This is a genomic window from Citrobacter portucalensis (assembly GCF_002042885.1).
Classification (GTDB): Bacteria; Pseudomonadota; Gammaproteobacteria; order Enterobacterales; family Enterobacteriaceae; genus Citrobacter; species Citrobacter portucalensis.
This window is the reverse complement of record NZ_MVFY01000015.1, coordinates 19,166-40,484: the sequence shown is the minus strand read 5'-3', so window position 1 is coordinate 40,484 and position 21,319 is coordinate 19,166. Positions and strand designations below refer to the sequence as shown.

Sequence of the window (21,319 nt, the reverse complement as noted above, 5' to 3'; positions counted from 1 at the left end):
AGCAATACCATGCCTGTCTGCTATGCTTTTTGCTGACAACGCCCGCAATTTTCCCAAAAGTGTGAATCACAACACGCATCTAACACTTTACTTTTCAAGGAGTATTTCCTATGACCCGTAAAGAGCTTGCCAATGCCATTCGTGCGCTAAGTATGGATGCCGTCCAAAAAGCTAACTCCGGCCACCCTGGAGCACCAATGGGGATGGCCGATATCGCCGAAGTTCTGTGGAACGATTTTCTACGCCATAACCCGACCGATCCCACCTGGTACGATCGTGACCGGTTTATTCTGTCCAACGGCCACGCCTCAATGCTGCTTTACAGCCTGTTGCATCTTTCCGGTTACGACCTGCCAATCGAAGAATTAAAGAACTTCCGTCAGCTCCATTCGAAGACGCCAGGGCACCCGGAAATTGGCTACACGCCGGGCGTGGAAACCACGACAGGACCGCTGGGTCAGGGTTTAGCCAACGCCGTCGGCATGGCCATTGCCGAGCGTACGCTGGCAGCGCAGTTTAACCAGCCGGACCATGAGATTGTTAACCACTTTACCTGGGTCTTTATGGGCGACGGCTGTCTGATGGAGGGTATTTCACACGAGGCTTGTTCGCTGGCGGGCACGCTGGGGCTTGGCAAACTCATTGGCTTCTACGATCACAACGGCATCTCGATTGATGGTGAAACCGACGGCTGGTTTACCGACGATACTGCAAAACGCTTTGAGGCTTATCACTGGCATGTGGTACACGACATTGACGGTCATGACCCAGAGGCGGTGAAAAAAGCCATTCAGGAAGCGCAGGCTGTTACCGATAAACCATCGCTGATTATCTGCCGCACGGTGATTGGTTTTGGCTCACCAAATAAAGCAGGGAAAGAGGAAGCGCATGGCGCTGCGCTGGGCGAAGAAGAGGTGGCACTGACCCGGCAGAAGCTGGGGTGGCATCATCCTGCTTTTGAGATCCCCAAAGAGATTTACCGGGCGTGGGACGCACGCGAGAAAGGCGAAAAAGCGCAACAGGGCTGGAAGGAGAAATTCGCAGCTTACCAACAAGCCTACCCGGAACTGGCGGCAGAGTTTTCTCGCCGGATGAGCGGTGGGCTGCCGAAAGAGTGGGAGGCAACAACCCAGAAATATATTACCGAGCTGCAGGCCAATCCGGCCAAAATCGCCACCCGTAAGGCCTCGCAAAATACCCTTAACGCCTACGGGCCTATACTGCCAGAGCTGCTTGGCGGATCGGCGGATTTGGCCCCCAGCAACCTGACCATCTGGAAAGGCTCCTCCTCTCTTAAAGAGGATCATGCAGGAAACTACATCCACTACGGCGTGCGTGAATTTGGTATGACGGCGATTGCCAACGGTATCGCCCATCACGGGGGCTTCGTACCGTACACCGCCACGTTCCTGATGTTTGTCGAATATGCCCGAAATGCCGCGCGTATGGCGGCGCTGATGAAGGCCCGACAAATCATGGTTTATACCCACGACTCGATTGGCCTGGGGGAAGATGGTCCTACGCACCAGGCCGTTGAACAGCTCGCTAGCCTGCGCCTGACGCCTAATTTCAGTACCTGGCGACCGTGCGATCAGGTTGAAGCGGCAGTAGGCTGGAAGCTGGCAGTCGAACGTCATGACGGGCCAACGGCGCTGATCCTCTCGCGGCAGAATCTGGCACAGGTTGAGCGCACACCAGAGCAGGTGCAGCAAATTGCCCGCGGCGGCTATGTGCTCAAGGATGGCGGCGGTAAGCCGGATGTTATTTTGATTGCTACCGGTTCAGAAATGGAAATCACGCTGCTGGCAGCGGAAAAACTGACCGGCGAAGGTCGTAACGTGCGAGTGGTTTCTCTGCCCTCAACCGATATCTTTGACGCCCAGGATGAGACGTACCGGGAGTCGGTCTTGCCGGCAAACGTCAGCGCTCGCGTGGCGGTAGAAGCAGGAATTGCTGACTACTGGTACAAATATGTCGGGCTGAAAGGGGCAATTGTTGGGATGACGGGTTATGGAGAGTCGGCTCCAGCGGACAAACTGTTCCCGTTCTTCGGCTTTACGGTAGATAACATCGTCGACAAAGCGCACAAGGTGCTTAACGCGTGATCCACAGTGTGGGCCAGGCATCTGGCCCATGCCAGTTATCGCAGCTTGGCTCCTGGGCATAGCGCACCAGGCGAAAACGTTGACCGTCGTAGCGCCAGCGGGTCTGGATACCGCAATCTGCCAACCCTCGTCCTTTAGCGAGGGTGACCAGCTCCCGCGACTTCTCGTCAAACGTAGCGTTGGTCAGCTCCATATCGCGACTTTCTGCATCCGTTTTAAACGGCAGGCTTAACCGTACCGCGCGTGAAGTCAACGGAGTCGTACGTGAAACCACCCACGCCAGATCGATGGTGTTATACGCCCCGGCCTCACAGCCAATCATCAGCAGCGCTTTATCATCTGTTAGGGCCGTGACGCGCATCTCGCGACGCAGCGGATCGATAGAGCAACGAATACCGTTGATCCGCCAGTTACCATAGTCCAGCAGTTCACCGCGCTCCTGCTGTGAGAGAGGCGTTGGCGTTGGATTAATGACCGCTACACCTTTCAGCGCGGGGGCCGGAGGTACGCTGAGCGGAGGCTCGTCACCTTTTTCAATCCATGCGGTTTCGCTCCCCACCCGTTTTTGCTGGGCGTCGATAAACAACAATGCGGCTTTTAGCCCGACCAGCGAAAGGTTTTGCGCACCTTTTTGCAGGGTAATCGCCTTCGCGTCCTGTACGGTTTGTAAAAATGCGCTGATGGTGGCGGGATCATCGGTCGTCAGCTGCCAGGGAGTTATGCGCCAGTGCTCGCCGCTCAGCGAGAGTGGCGCACCATCCAACAGCAGACGCGGCGCAATATCGCTCTCTTTGACGCTGGACGATTCCAGCCCGCCCAGCTCAATACGCAACACGGCGTCGGTATGTGCCCCGGCGCTGCGGCTCAAGGTCATGACCAGGCCGTGGTGCTCTCCGGTATTTCGCGCCACGCAAAAATTTTGGTTATTACACGTTACCTGCCAGTCAGAAAACGCCTGTTGCGCGGGCGCAGCCCACAGCAATCGGGCAGGTAGCAACCCGAGCAGGAAAAGGAGAATAACGCGATAGCGCATGGACGGTACAACCCCGAAGTCAAAACACACAGCCTAAGCGGTATCTTCCTTGCGCGACTGATGTGGCTCAATAAGAATCGTCGGATTGGCCGTAAATTTGTAAAGAAATATAAATCCCGCGCATTAGTCCATGAGATGCGATGACTGCAAATAGTTCAGCAATAGCACCGTTTTACCGTCACGGATCTCACCCGTTTTGATCATTTCCAGCGCCTGTGTGAACGGCAGTTCCAGAACTTCAATATCTTCATCTTCCACGCCGCCACCCGCGTTTGTCCGCTGACTGTCACGGTATTGCGCGATGAAGAAGTGGATTATTTCCGTCACACCGCCCGGCGACATGTATAGCTCAAACAGTTTACGTACTTCACCCACTTCAAAGCCGGTCTCTTCAATCGCCTCTTTTCGAATACATGCTTCCGGTTCGTCGTTATCCAGCAGCCCGGCGCAGGTTTCAATCAGTTGACCGTCTTCGTTACCGTTGACCCATGTCGCAACGCGAAACTGGCGGATGAGCACCACCGTTTTCTTCTCCGGGTTATACAGCAGGATTGTGGCGCCGTTGCCACGATCGTAAACCTCACGTTTGTGACGGATCACCTCTCCATTCTTACGGGTCAGGTCATAAGTGATATTGCGCAGGACGAAGTAGTTATCGGAAAGGACTTTATCTTTGATGAGGGTAATTTTTTGCGACATACCGGCTCCACAGCAAGAAGTGAGAAATAATACTACGCCGTGAAACCGGGTTTGTCTTGGAACAATGTAGGCCTGATAAGCAAAGCGCCATCAGGCATTCATGCGGCACATTGCCGGATGGCAACGCTAACGCGTTTTATCCGGCCTACTCGCCGATTAATGAGATTTGACTGATTTTACGCCCAGCCAGTCGACGATCCCCTGGGCGGCGTGCCGCCCTTCCGCCATAGCCGTCACCACCAGGTCTGCACCGCGTACCGCGTCACCACCGGCAAAGATTTTCGGGTTACTGGTTTGATAACGGTATGCACTTTCAACATCGGCGGCAATGCGCCCCCAGTTATCGACCTTAACGCCATGCGACTCCAGCCACGGCATGCCGTGTGGGTGAAAACCAAACGCCATAATCACCGCATCTGCGGGCATCACAAACTCACTCCCGGCAATGGGAACCGGGCGGCGACGGCCCTGCGCATCAGGTTCGCCAAGTTGAGTACGTAAGAAACGCACACCGCTGACTCGCCCATCGGCATGCAACACCAGCTCAACCGGCTGAACATTAAACTCGAAATTTGCCCCCTCTTCCCGGGCGTTCTTCACCTCTTTTTTCGAGCCGGGCATGTTGGCTTCATCACGACGATAGGCGCAGGTCACCTGGCTTGCGCCATGACGCAGGGCGGTTCGCACACAGTCCATTGCCGTATCGCCTCCGCCCAGCACAACCACGTTTAGTCCGGCGGTGTCGATAAACGGCTCGTCAGGCAGTTCCTCCAGCCCCATCACCTGCTTGGTGTTGGCAATCAGGAACGGTAGCGCATCATACACGCCAGGCGCATCTTCATTTGGCAGGTCCGCCTTCATGGAACGATAGGTTCCTACGCCCACGAACACGGCATCGTAATCCTCCAGCAGCTTTTCAAGCGCGACATCCTTACCCACTTCACAGTTAAGTTCAAAATGAATGCCCATGGCGCTGAAGATTTCACGACGACGCGCCAGCAGCGATTTGTCCAGCTTGAAGGCCGGAATACCGAACGTCAGCAAACCGCCTATTTCAGGATGGCGATCGTAAACGGTGGCGCTGACGCCGCTGCGCGCCAGCACATCCGCACAGGCCAGACCCGCCGGACCCGCACCGATGATGGCAACACGCTTGTCCACTTTCTGCACATGGCTTAAGTCCGGTCGCCATCCTTTACTCAGCGCCCGATCGGAGATGTAACGCTCAATATTACCGATGGTAACTGCGCCATGCTCGCTACGCACCGTACATGCCCCTTCGCAGAGTCGATCCTGCGGGCATACGCGTCCGGTCACCTCCGGCAGGCAGTTGGTCTGGTGAGAAAGCTCAACCGCCGCGTCGATATTCCCGGCTTTGACCAGTTCAATCCACTGCGGAATGTGGTTATGCAGTGGACAGGTCCATTCGCAAATACTGTGGTCGCCGCATTTCAGGCAGCGAGAGGCTTCGCGCTCCGCCTGCGCCGTACGAAACGGCAGATAGATCTCTTCAAAGCTGGTTTTCCGGGCCTCAATCGCCAGTTTATCCGGCTCCCCGCGCGCAGGCGTCGCCTGCATTTGCTCACGTTTAGTGATGACATGTGGAACAAAATCGGTAGTGCTGGCATGCCATGGCTGGCTTTCCAAACTTGCGGTACGCAGCCTGCGCGCTTTTGACAGACCGGTAAGCGAATTTTCCGTCACCAGCTGTAACGCCTGCGCCGGACAGTTCTCTACGCAGGCGGGTCCCTGTTCACGCCCCTGGCACAGATCGCATTTGTGCGCGGTAGCTTTCACCTTCCCTTTGGCGACGGGAGTGAGTACGATCTGCATCGTGCCGAAAGGACAGGCTACAACGCACGATTTACAGCCAATACACTTTTGCGGGTTCACCTGAACGCTGTCGTTATCATGGCTAATTGCCCCGTTTGGGCAGCTTCTGGCGCAGGGTGCATCTTCGCAGTGGTGGCAGGTCACCGCGCTGCGCTGCTGCTGATGCTTAATGACGGTAATTCGGGGCTGAAAATGCCGTTGGCTCAGGACATGCTGTTCGCCATTGTGAGCCATGACGCAGGCGACCTCACAGGCATGGCATCCCAGGCACTGCTGGCTATTGACCATAATAAAACGATTCATGGCTTCCTTCTTTTTTGGTTGCAAAAACCTTATTCTTTATAAGAGTGTTATTAACCGACACGGAAGGAAGCGGCAATGTTCATTTGCCCAGGAAGCACAACTATTTATCCAGAACCTGTGGCAGATCAATTTATTTCATCGCATATGAAATTGTGTTTCAGTTACCATCCAGTTTCATGGCGTTTTATTAACATTTATCAAATACACCGCATCGTTCACGCTGTTTTCAGGCGCGACGTGTATTGTGTGAGGATGCACAAGTGACGGTAAAGCGTCCGGTCTCGGCCAGTCTGGCTAAAGCTTTTTTCTACATAGTGATGCTGTCGATTCTCTCAACGGGTATTGCGCTGCTCACGCTGACCAGCAGCTTGCGAGATGCCGAAGCCATCAACGTTGCTGGCTCATTGCGCATGCAAAGCTACCGTCTGGGTTACGATCTACAAAGCCAGAGCCCGCAGCTTAACGCCCACCGCCAGCTTTTCCAGCAGGCGCTAAACTCGCCAGCATTACAGAATCTGAACGCGTGGTATGTGCCACAAGCGGTAAAAAGCCGCTATGGACGTCTGCATGCTAACTGGCTGGAAATGAACGCCCGCCTGATCGACGGCGATTTAAAATGGTACCAGGCCAACATCAACAACTACGTCGATCAGATCGATCTCTTCGTGCTGGCGTTGCAGCATTATGCCGAGCGTAAAGTAATGCTGGTATTTGGCATCTCGCTGGCGGGCGGGATCGGCATATTCACCCTCGTCTTCTTTACCCTGCGGCGCATTCGCCAGCAGGTGGTGCGTCCGCTGAATAAACTGGTGATGGCCAGTCAGCAAATTGAACACGGTCAATTTGATATCCCACCGCTGGATACCGGTTTGCCTAATGAACTGGGGTTGCTGGGCAAAACATTTAGCCAGATGTCGAGTGAATTACACAAACTGTATCGCTCGCTGGAAGCGTCTGTGGCCGAGAAAACTCACGATCTCCACGAAGCCAATCGCCGTCTGGAGGTGTTGTATCAGTGCTCGCAGGCGTTAAATACCAGCCAGATTGACGTGCACTGCTTCCGCCATATTTTACAGATCGTCCGCGAACATGACGCCGCGTATTTCCTTGAACTCACCGTCGGTGATAACTGGCGGATTAGCGAAGGGACTAAAAGCCTCGAGCTACCGATGCAGATCCTGCCTGTCACCATGCAGGAAACCGTCTACGGCGAACTGCACTGGCAAAGTCCAAACGTCAATGCTTCTACTCCGCTGCTCAACAGCGTCTCCTCGATGCTGGGACGCGGGTTGTACTTCAACCAGGCGCAAAAACATTTTCAGCAGCTGTTGTTAATGGAGGAGCGAGCGACGATTGCACGCGAGCTGCACGACTCGCTGGCGCAGGTGCTCTCTTATTTACGCATTCAGCTCACGTTGCTTAAACGTTCAATCCCGGAGGATAACGCCCCGGCGCAAAGCATTATGGCGGATTTCTCCCAGGCGCTGAACGATGCCTACCGTCAGCTACGCGAACTGCTCACCACCTTCCGTCTGACCTTACAGCAGGCAGACTTACCCTCCGCCCTGCATGAAATGCTGGAAACGCTGCAAAATCAAACCTCAGCTAAACTCACACTCGACTGTCGGTTACCCACGCTGGCATTGGATGCGCAAATGCAGGTGCACCTGTTGCAGATCATCCGCGAAGCGGTGCTGAACGCCATTAAGCATGCCAGTGCGAGCGAAATTGCCGTCAGCTGCGTAACGGCTCCGGACGGCAACCACACGGTTTATATCCGCGATAACGGCATCGGCATTGGCGAACCACACGAGCCTACGGGGCACTACGGTTTAAATATTATGCGCGAACGAGCGGAAAGACTAAGCGGCACGTTGACCTTCTCTCAACCTTCCGGAGGGGGAACGTTAGTGAGCATCAGTTTCCGCTCGGCTGAATCAGACAGTGAGCTAACGTAAAGAACCGCAAAGCGCCGTCGGGTCTGGATCCAGGCCTGACGGCGTTGGCACGAAAGGTATGCTGTAAACGGGCATGATAATTTACATTATCTTCTTTTTTTCTCCACGTTTGACCCGTACCTTGCCGCTAAAGTGAAGCAAGCCATACCCATAACGATACGCAGAAACACGAGGTCCTCTTTTAATGGCGAATTTTTTCATCGATCGCCCCATTTTTGCCTGGGTGTTAGCTATCCTGTTGTGCCTGACAGGAGCCCTGGCTATTTTTTCACTGCCCGTTGAGCAATATCCCGATCTGGCACCGCCAAACGTGCGGGTCACCGCCAACTATCCTGGCGCTTCGGCTCAGACTCTGGAAAACACCGTCACCCAGGTTATCGAGCAGAACATGACCGGTCTCGATAACCTGATGTACATGTCATCGCAGAGCAGCGGGACAGGTCAGGCTACGGTTACGTTGAGCTTCGTTGCCGGAACCGATCCTGACGAGGCCGTCCAGCAGGTGCAAAACCAGCTGCAATCGGCAATGCGTAAACTGCCGCAGGCGGTACAGGATCAGGGGGTCACGGTGCGTAAGACCGGGGACACCAATATTCTGACTATCGCCTTTGTCTCCACCGATGGCTCAATGGATAAGCAGGACATCGCCGACTACGTCGCCAGTAACATTCAGGATCCACTCAGCCGTATTAACGGCGTGGGAGATATTGACGCTTACGGCTCACAGTACTCCATGCGTATCTGGCTTGACCCGGCCAAACTGAACAGTTTCCAGATGACCGCTAAAGATGTGACCGACGCTATCGAGTCACAGAATGCGCAGATTGCCGTCGGACAACTTGGCGGTACGCCTTCGGTGGACAAGCAGGCGCTGAACGCGACGATCAACGCCCAGTCGCTACTGCAGACTCCGGATGAATTCCGCGCCATTACGCTACGCGTCAACCAGGATGGTTCAGAAGTTAAACTGGGCGATGTGGCGACGGTCGAAATGGGTGCTGAAAAGTATGATTACCTCAGCCGCTTTAATGGAAATCCTGCCTCCGGCCTGGGCGTGAAGCTGGCTTCAGGCGCCAATGAAATGGCGACAGCAACACTGGTCATTAACCGTCTGAACGAGCTGTCACAATATTTTCCGCACGGACTGGAATATAAGGTGGCTTATGAAACCACCTCCTTTGTCAAAGCCTCAATCATCGACGTGGTAAAAACTCTGCTGGAAGCTATTGCACTGGTATTCCTCGTGATGTACCTGTTCCTGCAAAACTTCCGCGCCACGCTGATTCCCACCATCGCCGTTCCCGTCGTCCTGATGGGTACCTTCTCCGTGCTTTACGCCTTTGGCTATAGCGTAAACACCTTGACGATGTTTGCGATGGTGCTGGCGATCGGTCTGCTGGTCGATGACGCCATTGTGGTGGTGGAAAACGTTGAGCGTATTATGAGTGAGGAAGGACTCTCACCGCGGGAAGCGACACGGAAATCGATGGGGCAAATCCAGGGTGCGCTGGTCGGTATCGCCATGGTGCTGTCAGCGGTGTTTATCCCGATGGCCTTCTTCGGCGGCACTACCGGGGCCATTTACCGCCAGTTCTCGATTACTATCGTCTCCGCCATGGTGCTGTCTGTTCTGGTGGCGATGATCCTGACCCCCGCTCTGTGCGCCACCCTGCTCAAACCGCTGCATAAGGGCGAGCATCACGGACAAACCGGTTTCTTCGGCTGGTTTAACCGGATGTTTAATCGCAACGCCGAGCGCTACGAAAAAGGCGTTGCCAGAATTCTGCACCGCAGCCTGCGCTGGATACTGATCTACGGCCTGCTGCTCGGTGGAATGGTTTTCCTGTTCCTGCGCCTGCCAACCTCCTTCCTGCCGCTGGAAGACCGCGGCATGTTTACCACCTCGGTACAGCTGCCCAGCGGCTCCACACAGCAGCAAACATTGAAAGTGGTTGAGGAAGTGGAGAAGTATTACTTCACCCATGAGAAAGACAACATTATGTCAGTCTTTTCCACGGTCGGTTCTGGCCCTGGCGGGAACGGTCAAAACGTGGCGCGTATGTTTGTCCGCTTAAAAGACTGGGATGAGCGCGACACCACTACCGGAACCTCTTTCGCCATCATCGAACGTGCGACCAAAGCCTTTAATAAGATTAAAGAAGCCCGCGTCTTCGCCAGCAGCCCTCCGGCTATCAGCGGCCTCGGAAGCTCTGCCGGTTTCGATATGGAGCTGCAGGATCACGCCGGTGCGGGCCATGATGCGTTAATGGCCGCGCGCGACAAACTCATTGAGCTGGCCGGGAAAGACACGTCCCTGACCCGCGTTCGTCATAACGGTCTGGACGACAGCCCGCAGTTGCAAATTGATATCGATCAGCGCAAAGCCCAGGCGCTGGGCGTTTCCATCGACGACATCAACGACACATTGCAAACGGCCTGGGGTTCCAGCTACGTCAATGACTTTATGGACCGGGGCCGCGTGAAGAAGGTTTACGTGCAGGCGGCAGCAAAATATCGCATGCTCCCGGACGACATTAACTTGTGGTACGTCCGCAATAACAACGGTGGCATGGTGCCTTTCTCGGCCTTTGCGACTTCACGCTGGGAAACGGGTTCTCCACGTCTGGAACGCTATAACGGCTACTCCGCAGTCGAGATTGTCGGCGAAGCTGCGCCCGGCGTCAGTACCGGTACGGCAATGGACGTGATGGAATCGCTGGTGCGCCAGTTGCCGACAGGGTTTGGCCTCGAATGGACTGCGATGTCCTATCAGGAACGGCTATCGGGCTCTCAGGCCCCTGCCCTGTACGCCATTTCTCTGCTGGTCGTGTTCCTGTGTCTGGCGGCACTGTACGAAAGCTGGTCGGTACCCTTCTCCGTCATGCTGGTCGTGCCGTTGGGGGTTATTGGCGCGCTATTGGCGACCTGGATGCGCGGCCTGGAAAACGATGTTTATTTCCAGGTCGGGTTACTTACCGTGATCGGGCTATCGGCGAAGAACGCAATATTGATTGTTGAATTCGCCAATGAGATGAACGAGAAAGGACACGATCTGCTCGACGCCACGCTCCATGCTTGTCGCCAACGTTTACGCCCAATTCTGATGACGTCACTGGCGTTTATCTTCGGGGTGCTGCCGATGACCATCAGCAGTGGCGCTGGCTCCGGCGGTCAACATGCGGTGGGGACTGGCGTAATGGGCGGGATGATTTCAGCCACTATCCTGGCGATTTACTTCGTTCCCCTGTTCTTTGTGCTGGTGCGCAGACGCTTCCCATTGAAGCCACGCCCAGAATAATCGGACACAAAAAAGGCGACTTACGTTGAGTCGCCTTTTTTTATCCTTTACAGGATATGAATTTCTTCCAGAAAATTATTTACGAAGCATCACTTCGATAAAGTCTTTCCAGTTCCCCAGTTCACGTTCAATCATAACAACCTCTCTTATTATTATGGGCATTCTACGAAATCATCATCATTAAAAGAAGGCAATTTAACCGATGGTTGCGATTGATTCCTCCAGTGTTTGGGGTTTATGTGATCACTATGCGCTATACCCATAAATTTTATGTGACTTACTGCAATATTTTGAAATATTCATACATCATCTACTACTTTTGCAATTCTGATGGAAAAACAGGCTGATGCAAACAGGCAGATTCTGATTTCTAGTTATACGGTATTTTTTGGAGCTTTCAGGAATCATTATTCACTGTTGTTCAACAATGTTATATTTTTCTATAACGATTGAATGACAATATGTATTATTCATTGCCACAGAATAAAAGAATAAATATTCAAGTTACGTCAATAAGGATTCAAATGATCACCCTTTACGGCATTAAGAATTGCGACACGATTAAAAAATCCAGGCGCTGGTTGGAGGCTCAAGGTATTGACTACCGCTTTCATGATTATCGCGTCGACGGTCTGGACAACACGCTCTTACAGTCCTTTATCAGCGAATTAGGTTGGGAGGCGCTGCTCAATACGCGTGGAACCACCTGGCGTAAACTCGATGAATCTACGCGCAGTCAAATCACCGATGCGGCTTCCGCCGCCGCGTTGATGATTGAAATGCCAGCAATTATCAAACGCCCATTGCTCTGCGCGCCGGGTAAGCCTATGCTGCTTGGTTTCAGTGAATCCAGTTATACTCTGTTTTTTAATGAGGTGTAGTCTATGTCGTGCCCGGTCATTGAGCTGACACAGCAGCTTATTCGCCGTCCTTCCCTGAGCCCGGATGATGCCGGGTGCCAGGCGTTAATGATTGAACGCCTGCGTGCGGTAGGTTTTACCGTTGAGCGAATGGACTTTGGTGACACACAGAATTTTTGGGCATGGCGCGGTAAAGGTGAGACCCTGGCATTTGCCGGTCACACCGACGTAGTGCCTGCCGGCGATGTCGATCGCTGGATCAATCCACCGTTCGAACCGACCATTCGCGATGGCATGTTGTTCGGGCGTGGCGCTGCCGATATGAAGGGTTCACTGGCGGCGATGGTCGTAGCCGCAGAACGTTTTGTCGCCCAGCATCCAAACCATCAGGGTCGTCTGGCCTTTTTGATAACGTCTGACGAAGAAGCCAGCGCCAAAAACGGCACCGTGAAGGTGGTTGAAGCGCTGATGGCGCGTAATGAACGACTGGATTATTGCCTGGTGGGTGAGCCATCCAGCACGGAAATCGTTGGCGACGTGGTGAAAAATGGACGTCGTGGTTCACTGACCTGCAACCTGACCATTCACGGCGTGCAGGGCCACGTAGCCTATCCGCATCTGGCCGATAACCCGGTACACCGCGCAGCCCCCATGCTCAACGAACTGGTGGCGATCGAGTGGGATCAGGGTAACGAATTCTTCCCGGCGACCAGCATGCAGATTGCCAATATCCAGGCTGGAACCGGAAGCAACAACGTTATCCCTGGAGAACTGTTTATCCAGTTCAACTTCCGTTTCAGCACTGAGCTGACCGATGAGATGATTAAAGCACGGGTTCACGCGCTGCTGGAGAAACATCAGCTGCGTTATACCGTCGACTGGTGGCTTTCCGGTCAGCCATTCCTGACCGAACGCGGTAAACTGGTGGATGCAGTGGTGAACGCCATTGAGCACTATAATGAGATTAAACCGCAGTTACTGACTACAGGCGGGACGTCCGACGGGCGTTTTATTGCCCGCATGGGGGCGCAGGTAGTAGAACTTGGGCCGGTCAACGCCACTATTCATAAAATTAATGAATGTGTTAATGCCGCCGACCTGCAGCTGCTTGCCCGTATGTATCAACGTATCATGGAGCAACTCGTCGCCTGATGAGTGTTCCTGTAAGAGGAAATGAGCATGGACTGGCTGGCAAAATATTGGTGGATTCTGGTGTTGGTGTTTCTGGTAGGCGTGCTGCTAAACGTGATTAAAGATCTCAAGCGCGTCGATCACAAGAAATTTCTTGCCAACAAGCCGGAGCTTCCCCCACATCGTGACTTTAACGATAAATGGGATGACGACGACGATTGGCCGAATAAGGACCAACCGAAGAAATAATTAGTAGGCCGATAAGTCCCGTAGGCCCGGTAAGCGTTAGCGCCACCGGGCATTACGTGCCGGATGGCAACGCTTCGCGTTTTATCCGGCCTACGGTGATCAATCAGATCATGGCAATCACATCATCATCGTGAGGCTTACTGCCGCTCAGCGCTTCATCAAAGTAGTGCTTCGGTACGGTAAAACGCAGATGATCGAGCGCAAACTGCATGCTGCGTTCATCAATGGCGTGCCCCAGATTTTCAACGATATCCAGCGTCACATCCCCACCGGCGCGAATTAACGCTTCCTGCGCGGCAACGGCATGAGATAACTCAATTACCCGGTCTTCACCACCGTGAATCAAATGCACCGTCGTCGCGGTGGTTGCAGCCTCTGGCAAGGTGGCATAGCGGCCATTGAAGGCGATAACCCGCGACGCCAGCCCCGGCTCAGCTTTGATGCTCTCAAGTGACATAATTGAACCTTGAGAAAAACCAATCAGCGCGGTTGCCTGCGGCGAAACGCCGCTTTGCTTCTGCCAGTAGCGCACGGTTTCGATAAACACCGGCATTATGGCGTCAACGCGTGCCTGACGATTCTCTTCTGTTACGCCCTGCACCGAAAACCACTGACGTCCGGACGTCGTCCCGTAAGGCTCTGCTCCACCAATGCTAACGATTAGCGCATCCGGAAACAGCGGCGCAAACCAGGTGCCAATTTCGCCCATAGCAACCGGGTTATCGCCGACGCCATGAAACAGCAGCAGTAGCTGTTGAGCGGGTTTATCGGGACTTTGAACAACAAAATGGTCATGTTTCATGGCGATCTCCTTAACTGATGAGAATCATTCTACGCCGCTTAACCGCAATGACCATGCCAGGAAATTGAAGAAGTTAGTGAAAAAATTGCCATTGCATAATGCGATTATGTAGCCGTTGTTCACGCTCTGCATCTAACTGATTTAATGCCTGCGCCGCTTCGGCGCGCTGAATGATCAGCAACGCTTTACGACCAGAAATCTTGAGCTGTTGGCACAATTCGGCGTCGCTACGTTTTGCCTGGATGCGTCCGCGCAAGGCCGGAAGAGGTAACTCACTGTGCTCAAGCAGACGACTCAGACAGCCTAGCGACGTCAATAATGGCCGATGCGCGAAGGCAAACCCAGCCAGCTCAGCCCAGTCATCCTCATTAAGCGTAGTCTCTTTCAGCGGGACCAGCGGAATGCTCTCACCGTTCCATCGCGCAAGGATTTCCGCATCACGGCGCAAATGCTGGTGCTCCCGCTCGGCAAGGCGTTTCCCCGCTTCGCTAATGGGAAGTAACGCCATGGCGGTATAACAGCCGCTGCTGGCTTCCCGATGATTTCCCATTCGCACCAGCACAAAACCGCAGCGTTGCCAGAAACGCCATAGTTCAGCCGTATAACCAAAGCTGACGGACAGATAATCACACTGCATGGAATAACGCAGGGCCTGCATAATCAACTGCTGTCCGATACCTTCTCGCTGGCGCGCAGGATGAACCGCAATTCGACTGACCCGTCTCCCGACGAGCGTCGCCGCCAACGGGTCACCACCGTGCGCCGCCAGCGACTGCGCAACCAGATTCCCTCTCGGTCGACGATATCCGGCCCAGACGGACTGGCTTAATTCCGCGGATAGTCCCCCTTCATCGACCAACCAGACAGCCCCCGCCACTGAGTCAGCGGTTGATGCCTGAAGAAAATGCTGACCAGGCGCGTCCATCATCCGCCGCAGGTCCAATGGCGAGGTGCGATAATGCGCTCCGGAAAGCAGCTGGTATACCGCTAACGGCAGCGCCGGATTAGCATGCCAGGACTGTTGCTCAAATGCCGAGAAGTGAAGCTCCCCCAATGGGGCATGCGTGAACGTTTCATCATCAAACACCAGCACATCGCTGACGATTTGCTCCAGCGGACATCCCTGCGCCCAGCGTACCGGTTGTTGCAACTCATAGTGTTGAAGATTGGGGAAGCGGGCACAGAATTTCAGCAAGAAGCCTCTCCCCGTTCCCTCGTAGCCTTGTACTGTAGTGGTTAACATCGTACGAGGAAAACGCGCCACCAGTTGGTGCAGCAGCGGCGCGGGGATCGCGGCGGCTTCATCCACAATTAGCCAGTCTGCGATTGCAGAACTGCTTAACAGCGCATCCGGGGCCATAAAACGGTAACGCTCTCCGGCAAATTGCGCCAGCACATCGGTTGCCGCTTTGGCAGGCGCTGTCACAATCGCAGTGCCGTTAATCCGCGCTATGAGTTGCCCTGCCAGAGCGGACTTGCCCCGACCCCGTGCGGCCGTCACCGCAACCACACCGGGAGGTATAGCCAGCAAATGATTTAATATCATCGCCTGTTCTGGCTGGGGTTCGCCGGTTGCCGCGTGCCAGGCTGCGCGAGCAGGAAAATGCGGACAGGAAACCGGCTGATGCTGCAGCCAGTGCAGAGCCTGTCTATCGCGGGAAATCACCCGTTTGACGTGTTCAATAAAGTGCGGTGTAGGGATAGGTTCAGCACAATCGCTCCAGCGTAGTGAATCCGCGTCCGGATGTGTGTGCCAGGAATGCCAGGGTGGGGTCAGCAATACCAGCCAACTGCCAGCAAGCAGTGTGCCGCTTAAGGCGGCAAACGCCGCAGCGTCAAAACCTTGCCTGGCGTCAAAAACCGCATGACGAAACTCGCGCCCTAATAATGTTTTTAGCGCCTGCGGCGTACAGCAAGGCTCGGTAGGGGCTTGCTCCCCTACCCACAGCCAGTCGCCGGGTAACGTGCTACGTAGCGCTAATGCCTGTTCCTGACACCAGTTATCCTCGCCGCTGATAATCAGCAGACGACGGATCCCTTCGCGGGTCATTTGTTCGGTTAACGCGCTCAGCGCCGTGTTATCGGACATCCCTGCCTCAGTATCTTAAATACCTTTACCAAAAGTATTACATTGCCCCGGATCGCCGCTGTCAAAACCGCGTTTGAACCAGGTAAAACGCTGTTCAGAGGTTCCGTGAGTAAAGCTGTCCGGCACGACGCGTCCTTGTCCCTGCTGTTGCAGACGATCGTCACCAATGGCCTGTGCGGCGTTCAGTGCCTCTTCCAGGTCACCAGACTCCAGTACGCCCTGCTGCTGCATGCTGTGGCCCCAGACACCGGCAAAGCAGTCTGCCTGCAGTTCCATTCGAACGGAAAGACGGTTCACTTCTGCCTGTGAGGCATTCTGCTGCATCTGACGAACTTTAGGTTCAATGCCCAGCAGTTTCTGCACGTGGTGACCCACTTCATGGGCGATAACATAGCCCTGAGCAAAATCACCATCGGCGCCCAGCTTGTTTTTCATGTCGTCATAGAATGAAAGGTCGATGTAAACCGTACCATCTGCCGGGCAATAAAACGGTCCCATCACGGACTGACCCGCGCCGCAGCCGGTACGCGTCGCGCCCCGGTACATCACCAGCTTCGGCTGTTGGTAGGTGCGGCCCATTTTTTCAAACTGCTGTCCCCAGGTATCTTCTGTTGTAGCCAGAATCACCGAGGTAAATTTTGCCGCTTCATCATCGTTTGGGCTGATGGAGCGTGATGATTGCTGTTGGGAGACCGGCTGGCCAGTCATTAGCCCGGTGAGATCCACGCCATAGTAACCCGCCACCAGCACCACAATCAGCAGGATGATGCCTCCTTTACCACTGGGCAGACGAAAACCAGGCCCACCCATAGAGGGGCCGCCAGAGCTGTTTCGTCTGTCTTCCACGTTGTCACTTTCACGACGCCCTTGCCAGCGCATAATCACCTCAACTTTTTATTCATTATGATGATGATCGTAGGCGGTTCGGAACAGGATTACCATAAGAAATAGTAATCAAATCAGGTGGGGTTAATGAGCCGGAGAGCGATCGCCGGCTCAGGGGAAGATTAGTCTAACTTCACACCCAGGCGATGCGCGACGGCTTCATAGGCTTCGATCAGGCCGCCCAGACTCTGGCGGAAGCGATCTTTGTCCATTTTATCCAGCGTTTCTTTGTCCCACAGGCGGCTACCGTCCGGTGAGAATTCATCACCCAGAACCACTTCACCTTTATACAAACCAAACTCAAGTTTGAAGTCGACCAGAATCAGACCAGCATCATCAAACATCTTTTTCAGCACGTCGTTAGCTTTGTAGGTCAGCTCTTTCATACGTGCCAGATTCTCTTTGCTCACCCAACCAAAAGTTTCGCAATAGGAATCGTTAATCATTGGATCGTGCATAGCATCGTTTTTCAGGAACAGATCAAACAGCGGCGGATTCAGCTCAATACCTTCCTCAACGCCTAAACGCTTAACCAGAGAGCCTGCCGCGCGGTTACGTACCACACATTCAACCGGTACCATCTCCAGTTTTTTCACCAGACATTCGGTATCAGAAAGCAGTCGCTCCATCTGGGTAGGAATACCCGCTTCTTGCAGTTTAGTCATAATGAAATGGTTGAATTTGTTGTTCACCATGCCTTTACGGTCAAACTGTTCAATGCGCGCGCCATCCCCTGCTGACGTATCATTGCGGAATTCGAGCACCAACAGGTCCGGGTTTTCCGTGCTGTATACGGTCTTCGCTTTACCACGATACAACTCAGCTTGCTTTTGCATCTTTATTACTCCTGGGTGTGAATTAACGATAAATATTGCGTTTTTCTGCCGACGCACACGTTTGCGTATCATATCAGAAAAAAAGGGCTGGAGTTATCCAGCCCTTTATTTTTACTTACTGAACGCTGCCTGGAAGACGGCGACCAGCGCGTCGTTCTGGCTTTGCGTCAGGGTATGCCCCTTCGGATCGATAAACTGCAAGCTGCTGCGGTTGTCTAAATCACCGACCTGCAGTTTATAGTCGCCGGATACCAGACCCGGATCGCTTGCGCCCAACTCCTGCCAGTTGCTATCGGACAGTGGTTTGTAGGTCACCGCGATGCTGCCCTGAGAACGGGTGCTGTCGGTTACCTTCATCCCCACTTTCTCAAGCGCTGCCGGCAGACGCTGCCACACCACGTTGAACGGCCCACGTACCACCAGCATTGGTAAACCTGTGTCATCGGCGGCGCTCTGAACATCCATGGTGGCTGCAGAGCGGTTCTGCGCGGCATTCGCGGCGTCGGTGGCGTTTTTATCCAGACCAGCAGAGATAACGTTCATCATCTCAGCGCTGTAGCGCTGCATTGATGCCGCATCGGCTACGGGTTTACCCGCCTGCTCGAGGTTAACCAGTTTCACCGTTACCGCTTGCTGATAGCCCTGCGGTTTAACCGAGATTTGATAACGTCCACGGTACTGCTCGTCTTCATCCAGACGGTTCCAGTCAACCCAGTCGGTGGTCAACGTCTGGCTGGCATCATCACGTTTGGTGATCGTGTAGTTTTTAGACTGAATGACGCTAACGACCTGCGGCCACAGTGTGTTGCCACGACCGTTTTCCACCAGTAATGTCGACGTATCACCCGCGATCTGTGTGCGAGCACCGGTGACTAATGCTAACGGCTGAGCCGGTGGACGAATATCCAGCGCTTTACCCACGGCACCACTGCCGTTGGTTACCGGGATATTATAGTCGCCCGACATAACCGGCAAAATCATCCCAGCTGGAGCATGAAGCTCAGCAAGCGGTGCGGCCTCCAGATAGGATTCATCACCGCTCACCTGGCGCTTATAGCGCGAGTCAGAGCTACAGGCCGCGAGCAACATAACAAGCGAAACACCCGCAACCTTGGCCAGGCGCGACTTTTGTACTGAGTAAGCCATCAAATCTCCCTAAACTTTACAGCAAACCGGCATGCTTAAGCGCCGCTTTGACGATTTCACGAGCATTGTCCGTGATTGGCGTCATCGGCAGACGTAGCGTATCGGTCGCCACAAGTCCCAACTCCTTACACGCCCATTTCACGGGGATAGGATTGGGTTCGACAAATAGTTTGTTGTGTAACGGCATCAGACGCTGGTTAATCACCCGCGCCTCGGCAAATTGCCCGGCTGCCGCCAGTTTGCACATTTCAGCCATATCACGTGCCGCAACGTTAGACGTTACGGAAATCACGCCATGACCACCGAGCTGCATAAAATCCAGTCCGGTCGCGTCATCACCGCTGAGCAGAATAAAGTCGTCCGAAACCAGCTCTTTGATCTGGTGAACGCGACTTAAGTTCCCCGTGGCCTCTTTAATAGCGATAATATTTTTAACTTTCGCCAGACGACCAACGGTTTCCGGCAGCATATCGCAGCCAGTACGGGACGGCACATTATACAGAATTTGCGGCAGGTCAGTATGCTCAGCGATGGCTTTGAAATGCTGGAACAAACCTTCCTGGGTTGGGCGGTTGTAGTAAGGCGTCACCGTCAGGCAGCCGACAACACCGCTGTCGTTGAAACGCTGCGTCAGACTAATGGCTTCCGCGGTCGCATTGGCGCCGGTTCCGGCAATCACCGGAATACGCCCGTCAGCCAGTTCCAGCGTCATCATCACCACATCGCCATGTTCATCATGACTCAGGGTGGCGGACTCACCGGTGGTGCCAACAGAAACGATCGCCGAGGTGCCGCTGGCGACATGATAATCAATCAGTTTTTTCAGGCTCGACCGGCAGACTTTACCTTTCTCATCCATCGGCGTAACAAGCGCGACAATACTTCCCGTGAACATGGGCCATCCTCTGTGCAAACAAGTGTCTCAATGGTACGTTTGGTACGACAATAAAAGCAAGCGACCAGAGCCGTTCTGATTGTTGTATGCATGTTTTTTTTATGCTTTCCTTATGATTACCTCACCGCTCAAAGGAAGAACAGGTTTGACATCGTCATCGCAACACTATCTGGTCATTACTGCGCTGGGTGCCGATCGCCCAGGAATTGTGAACACCATCACGCGTCATGTCAGCAGTTGCGGCTGTAATATCGAAGACAGCCGACTGGCCATGCTGGGTGATGAGTTCACGTTTATCATGTTGCTGTCGGGAACCTGGAATGCCATCACCCTGATTGAATCAACCCTGCCCTTAAAAGGCGCAGAGCTGGATTTACTCATTGTGATGAAGCGCACGACCGCGCGCCCCCGTCCGGCAATGCCTGCTACGGTATGGGTACAGGTCGATGTCCCTGATTCTCCCCATTTGATTGAACGCTTCACCGCTCTGTTTGACAGCCACCAAATGAATATTGCGGAACTGGTTTCACGCACGCAACCGGCTGAGAATGGAAAGGCGGCGCAGTTGTTTATTCAAATTACCGCACATAGTCCTGCGTCACATGATTCGGCAAATATTGAAGATGCGTTTAAAGCACTCTGTACAGAACTCAATGCGCAAGGCAGTATTAACGTCGTCAATTACTCACAGCATGATGAACAGGATGGAGTTAAGTAATGAACCCACTGAAAGCCGGTGATATCGCACCGAAATTTAGCTTGCCGGATCAAGACGGAGAACAAGTAAATTTAACCGACTTCCAGGGACAGCGTGTTCTGGTTTATTTTTACCCGAAAGCCATGACACCCGGCTGTACCGTACAGGCCTGCGGCCTGCGCGATAACATGGATGAGTTAAAAAAAGCGGGTGTTGAAGTGCTGGGGATCAGCACTGACAAACCAGAGAAGCTTTCCCGATTCGCGGAGAAAGAAGTCCTGAATTTCACGCTCCTGTCCGATGAAGATCATCAGGTTTGCGAGCAGTTCGGCGTCTGGGGTGAGAAGTCATTTATGGGCAAAACCTACGATGGCATCCACCGCATCAGCTTCCTGATTGATGCCGAAGGGAAAATTGAGCATGTGTTTGATGACTTCAAAACCAGCAACCACCACGACGTGGTAATGAATTGGCTGAAAGAGAACGCCTGACCGTGAAAT

18 protein-coding genes are annotated in these 21,319 nt (G+C 53.8%); 8 read left to right on the top strand and 10 right to left on the bottom strand.

Translation table 11 applies throughout. The features are described 5' to 3' along the window. Nucleotides 1–110 precede the first annotated feature (110 nt). Entirely contained in the window at nucleotides 111–2,105 is a 1,995-nt protein-coding gene (gene tkt / locus BZK40_RS19415; protein ID WP_079935152.1) for a transketolase, read from the top strand. Here the strand turns inward: tkt and BZK40_RS19410 are convergent. The 3 genes from BZK40_RS19410 to aegA form a co-directional block, all read right to left on the bottom strand. Beyond that, the gene (locus BZK40_RS19410) at nucleotides 2,095–3,138 is read right to left on the bottom strand and encodes a DUF1176 domain-containing protein (RefSeq protein WP_079935173.1); all 1,044 of its coding nucleotides are present in this window, start codon (nucleotides 3,136–3,138) and stop codon (nucleotides 2,095–2,097) included. The genes tkt and BZK40_RS19410 overlap by 11 nt on opposite strands. 123 nt (nucleotides 3,139–3,261) lie before the next feature. After that, on the bottom strand, nucleotides 3,262–3,837 hold the full coding sequence (nudK, locus tag BZK40_RS19405; RefSeq protein WP_008785426.1) for a GDP-mannose pyrophosphatase NudK: 576 nt from the start codon (nucleotides 3,835–3,837) through the stop codon (nucleotides 3,262–3,264). Between the two features lie 156 nt (nucleotides 3,838–3,993). Next, entirely contained in the window at nucleotides 3,994–5,973 is a 1,980-nt protein-coding gene (aegA, locus tag BZK40_RS19400) for a formate-dependent uric acid utilization protein AegA (protein WP_079935151.1), read from the bottom strand. A gap of 260 nt (nucleotides 5,974–6,233) precedes the next feature. Between aegA and narQ the strand changes: the two genes are divergently transcribed. Together narQ and acrD are read left to right on the top strand one after the other, a co-directional pair. Then, nucleotides 6,234–7,931 carry a nitrate/nitrite two-component system sensor histidine kinase NarQ gene (gene narQ, locus BZK40_RS19395; RefSeq protein ID WP_020996701.1) on the top strand — a complete coding sequence of 566 codons (1,698 nt, stop codon included), beginning with the start codon at nucleotides 6,234–6,236 and terminating at the stop codon, nucleotides 7,929–7,931. A 184-nt stretch (nucleotides 7,932–8,115) separates the two neighbouring features. Further along, nucleotides 8,116–11,229, top strand: a complete 3,114-nt coding sequence (gene acrD / locus BZK40_RS19390) for a multidrug efflux RND transporter permease AcrD (RefSeq protein ID WP_079935150.1) — start codon at nucleotides 8,116–8,118, stop codon at nucleotides 11,227–11,229. A 75-nt stretch (nucleotides 11,230–11,304) separates the two neighbouring features. Here acrD and ypfM read toward each other — a convergent pair whose 3' ends face one another. Then, a complete protein-coding gene (gene ypfM / locus BZK40_RS24490) occupies nucleotides 11,305–11,364 on the bottom strand; it encodes a protein YpfM (RefSeq protein ID WP_001386977.1) in 60 nt (19 codons plus the stop codon). A 389-nt stretch (nucleotides 11,365–11,753) separates the two neighbouring features. Between ypfM and BZK40_RS19385 the strand changes: the two genes are divergently transcribed. The 3 genes from BZK40_RS19385 to BZK40_RS19375 are packed head-to-tail and all read left to right on the top strand — an operon-like array spanning nucleotide 11,754 to nucleotide 13,469. Next, nucleotides 11,754–12,110, top strand: a complete 357-nt coding sequence (locus tag BZK40_RS19385) for an ArsC family reductase (protein ID WP_079935149.1) — start codon at nucleotides 11,754–11,756, stop codon at nucleotides 12,108–12,110. 3 nt (nucleotides 12,111–12,113) lie between these two features. Then, a complete protein-coding gene (gene dapE, locus BZK40_RS19380; RefSeq protein ID WP_003037976.1) occupies nucleotides 12,114–13,241 on the top strand; it encodes a succinyl-diaminopimelate desuccinylase in 1,128 nt (375 codons plus the stop codon). A gap of 27 nt (nucleotides 13,242–13,268) precedes the next feature. After that, nucleotides 13,269–13,469, top strand: coding sequence for a YpfN family protein (locus BZK40_RS19375; protein ID WP_003835080.1), 201 nt, complete (start codon nucleotides 13,269–13,271; stop codon nucleotides 13,467–13,469). Nucleotides 13,470–13,572: 103 nt separating this feature from the next. On the opposite strand, the gene ypfH is transcribed toward BZK40_RS19375, so the two are convergent. From ypfH to dapA, 6 genes are all read right to left on the bottom strand, one after another. After that, nucleotides 13,573–14,271, bottom strand: coding sequence for an esterase (gene ypfH / locus BZK40_RS19370; RefSeq protein ID WP_079935148.1), 699 nt, complete (start codon nucleotides 14,269–14,271; stop codon nucleotides 13,573–13,575). A gap of 73 nt (nucleotides 14,272–14,344) precedes the next feature. After that, nucleotides 14,345–16,360, bottom strand: coding sequence for a tRNA(Met) cytidine acetyltransferase TmcA (locus BZK40_RS19365; protein WP_079935147.1), 2,016 nt, complete (start codon nucleotides 16,358–16,360; stop codon nucleotides 14,345–14,347). A 15-nt stretch (nucleotides 16,361–16,375) separates the two neighbouring features. Next, nucleotides 16,376–17,239, bottom strand: coding sequence for a KPN_02809 family neutral zinc metallopeptidase (gene ypfJ, locus BZK40_RS19360; RefSeq protein WP_032944186.1), 864 nt, complete (start codon nucleotides 17,237–17,239; stop codon nucleotides 16,376–16,378). A 128-nt stretch (nucleotides 17,240–17,367) separates the two neighbouring features. Continuing rightward, nucleotides 17,368–18,081, bottom strand: a complete 714-nt coding sequence (gene purC / locus BZK40_RS19355; protein ID WP_003835086.1) for a phosphoribosylaminoimidazolesuccinocarboxamide synthase — start codon at nucleotides 18,079–18,081, stop codon at nucleotides 17,368–17,370. Between the two features lie 111 nt (nucleotides 18,082–18,192). Next, nucleotides 18,193–19,227, bottom strand: coding sequence for an outer membrane protein assembly factor BamC (gene bamC, locus BZK40_RS19350; protein ID WP_003835088.1), 1,035 nt, complete (start codon nucleotides 19,225–19,227; stop codon nucleotides 18,193–18,195). Nucleotides 19,228–19,243: 16 nt separating this feature from the next. Beyond that, nucleotides 19,244–20,122, bottom strand: coding sequence for a 4-hydroxy-tetrahydrodipicolinate synthase (dapA, locus tag BZK40_RS19345; protein WP_003037957.1), 879 nt, complete (start codon nucleotides 20,120–20,122; stop codon nucleotides 19,244–19,246). Nucleotides 20,123–20,267: 145 nt separating this feature from the next. Here dapA and BZK40_RS19340 point away from each other — a divergent pair, with 145 nt between their 5' ends. Both BZK40_RS19340 and bcp read left to right on the top strand, forming a co-directional pair. After that, nucleotides 20,268–20,840, top strand: a complete 573-nt coding sequence (locus BZK40_RS19340; protein WP_003037954.1) for a glycine cleavage system transcriptional repressor — start codon at nucleotides 20,268–20,270, stop codon at nucleotides 20,838–20,840. Continuing rightward, nucleotides 20,840–21,310, top strand: a complete 471-nt coding sequence (gene bcp / locus BZK40_RS19335) for a thioredoxin-dependent thiol peroxidase (RefSeq protein WP_003835095.1) — start codon at nucleotides 20,840–20,842, stop codon at nucleotides 21,308–21,310. Before BZK40_RS19340 ends, bcp begins: the two co-directional genes overlap by 1 nt. Nucleotides 21,311–21,319: the final 9 nt, after the last annotated feature.

Excerpts from the sequence above, each read along its gene's own strand:
- ypfJ (WP_032944186.1), bottom strand. The coding sequence starts at position 17,239 with ATGCGCTGGCAAGGGCGTCGTGAAAGTGACAACGTGGAAGACAGACGA.
- BZK40_RS19385 (WP_079935149.1), top strand. The coding sequence starts at position 11,754 with ATGATCACCCTTTACGGCATTAAGAATTGCGACACGATTAAAAAATCC.
- BZK40_RS19375 (WP_003835080.1), top strand. The coding sequence starts at position 13,269 with ATGGACTGGCTGGCAAAATATTGGTGGATTCTGGTGTTGGTGTTTCTG.
- dapE (WP_003037976.1), top strand. The coding sequence starts at position 12,114 with ATGTCGTGCCCGGTCATTGAGCTGACACAGCAGCTTATTCGCCGTCCT.
- nudK (WP_008785426.1), bottom strand. The coding sequence starts at position 3,837 with ATGTCGCAAAAAATTACCCTCATCAAAGATAAAGTCCTTTCCGATAAC.
- aegA (WP_079935151.1), bottom strand. The coding sequence starts at position 5,973 with ATGAATCGTTTTATTATGGTCAATAGCCAGCAGTGCCTGGGATGCCAT.
- BZK40_RS19365 (WP_079935147.1), bottom strand. The coding sequence starts at position 16,360 with ATGTCCGATAACACGGCGCTGAGCGCGTTAACCGAACAAATGACCCGC.
- purC (WP_003835086.1), bottom strand. The coding sequence starts at position 18,081 with ATGCAAAAGCAAGCTGAGTTGTATCGTGGTAAAGCGAAGACCGTATAC.
- bcp (WP_003835095.1), top strand. The coding sequence starts at position 20,840 with ATGAACCCACTGAAAGCCGGTGATATCGCACCGAAATTTAGCTTGCCG.
- BZK40_RS19410 (WP_079935173.1), bottom strand. The coding sequence starts at position 3,138 with ATGCGCTATCGCGTTATTCTCCTTTTCCTGCTCGGGTTGCTACCTGCC.
- dapA (WP_003037957.1), bottom strand. The coding sequence starts at position 20,122 with ATGTTCACGGGAAGTATTGTCGCGCTTGTTACGCCGATGGATGAGAAA.
- tkt (WP_079935152.1), top strand. The coding sequence starts at position 111 with ATGACCCGTAAAGAGCTTGCCAATGCCATTCGTGCGCTAAGTATGGAT.
- ypfH (WP_079935148.1), bottom strand. The coding sequence starts at position 14,271 with ATGAAACATGACCATTTTGTTGTTCAAAGTCCCGATAAACCCGCTCAA.
- bamC (WP_003835088.1), bottom strand. The coding sequence starts at position 19,227 with ATGGCTTACTCAGTACAAAAGTCGCGCCTGGCCAAGGTTGCGGGTGTT.
- acrD (WP_079935150.1), top strand. The coding sequence starts at position 8,116 with ATGGCGAATTTTTTCATCGATCGCCCCATTTTTGCCTGGGTGTTAGCT.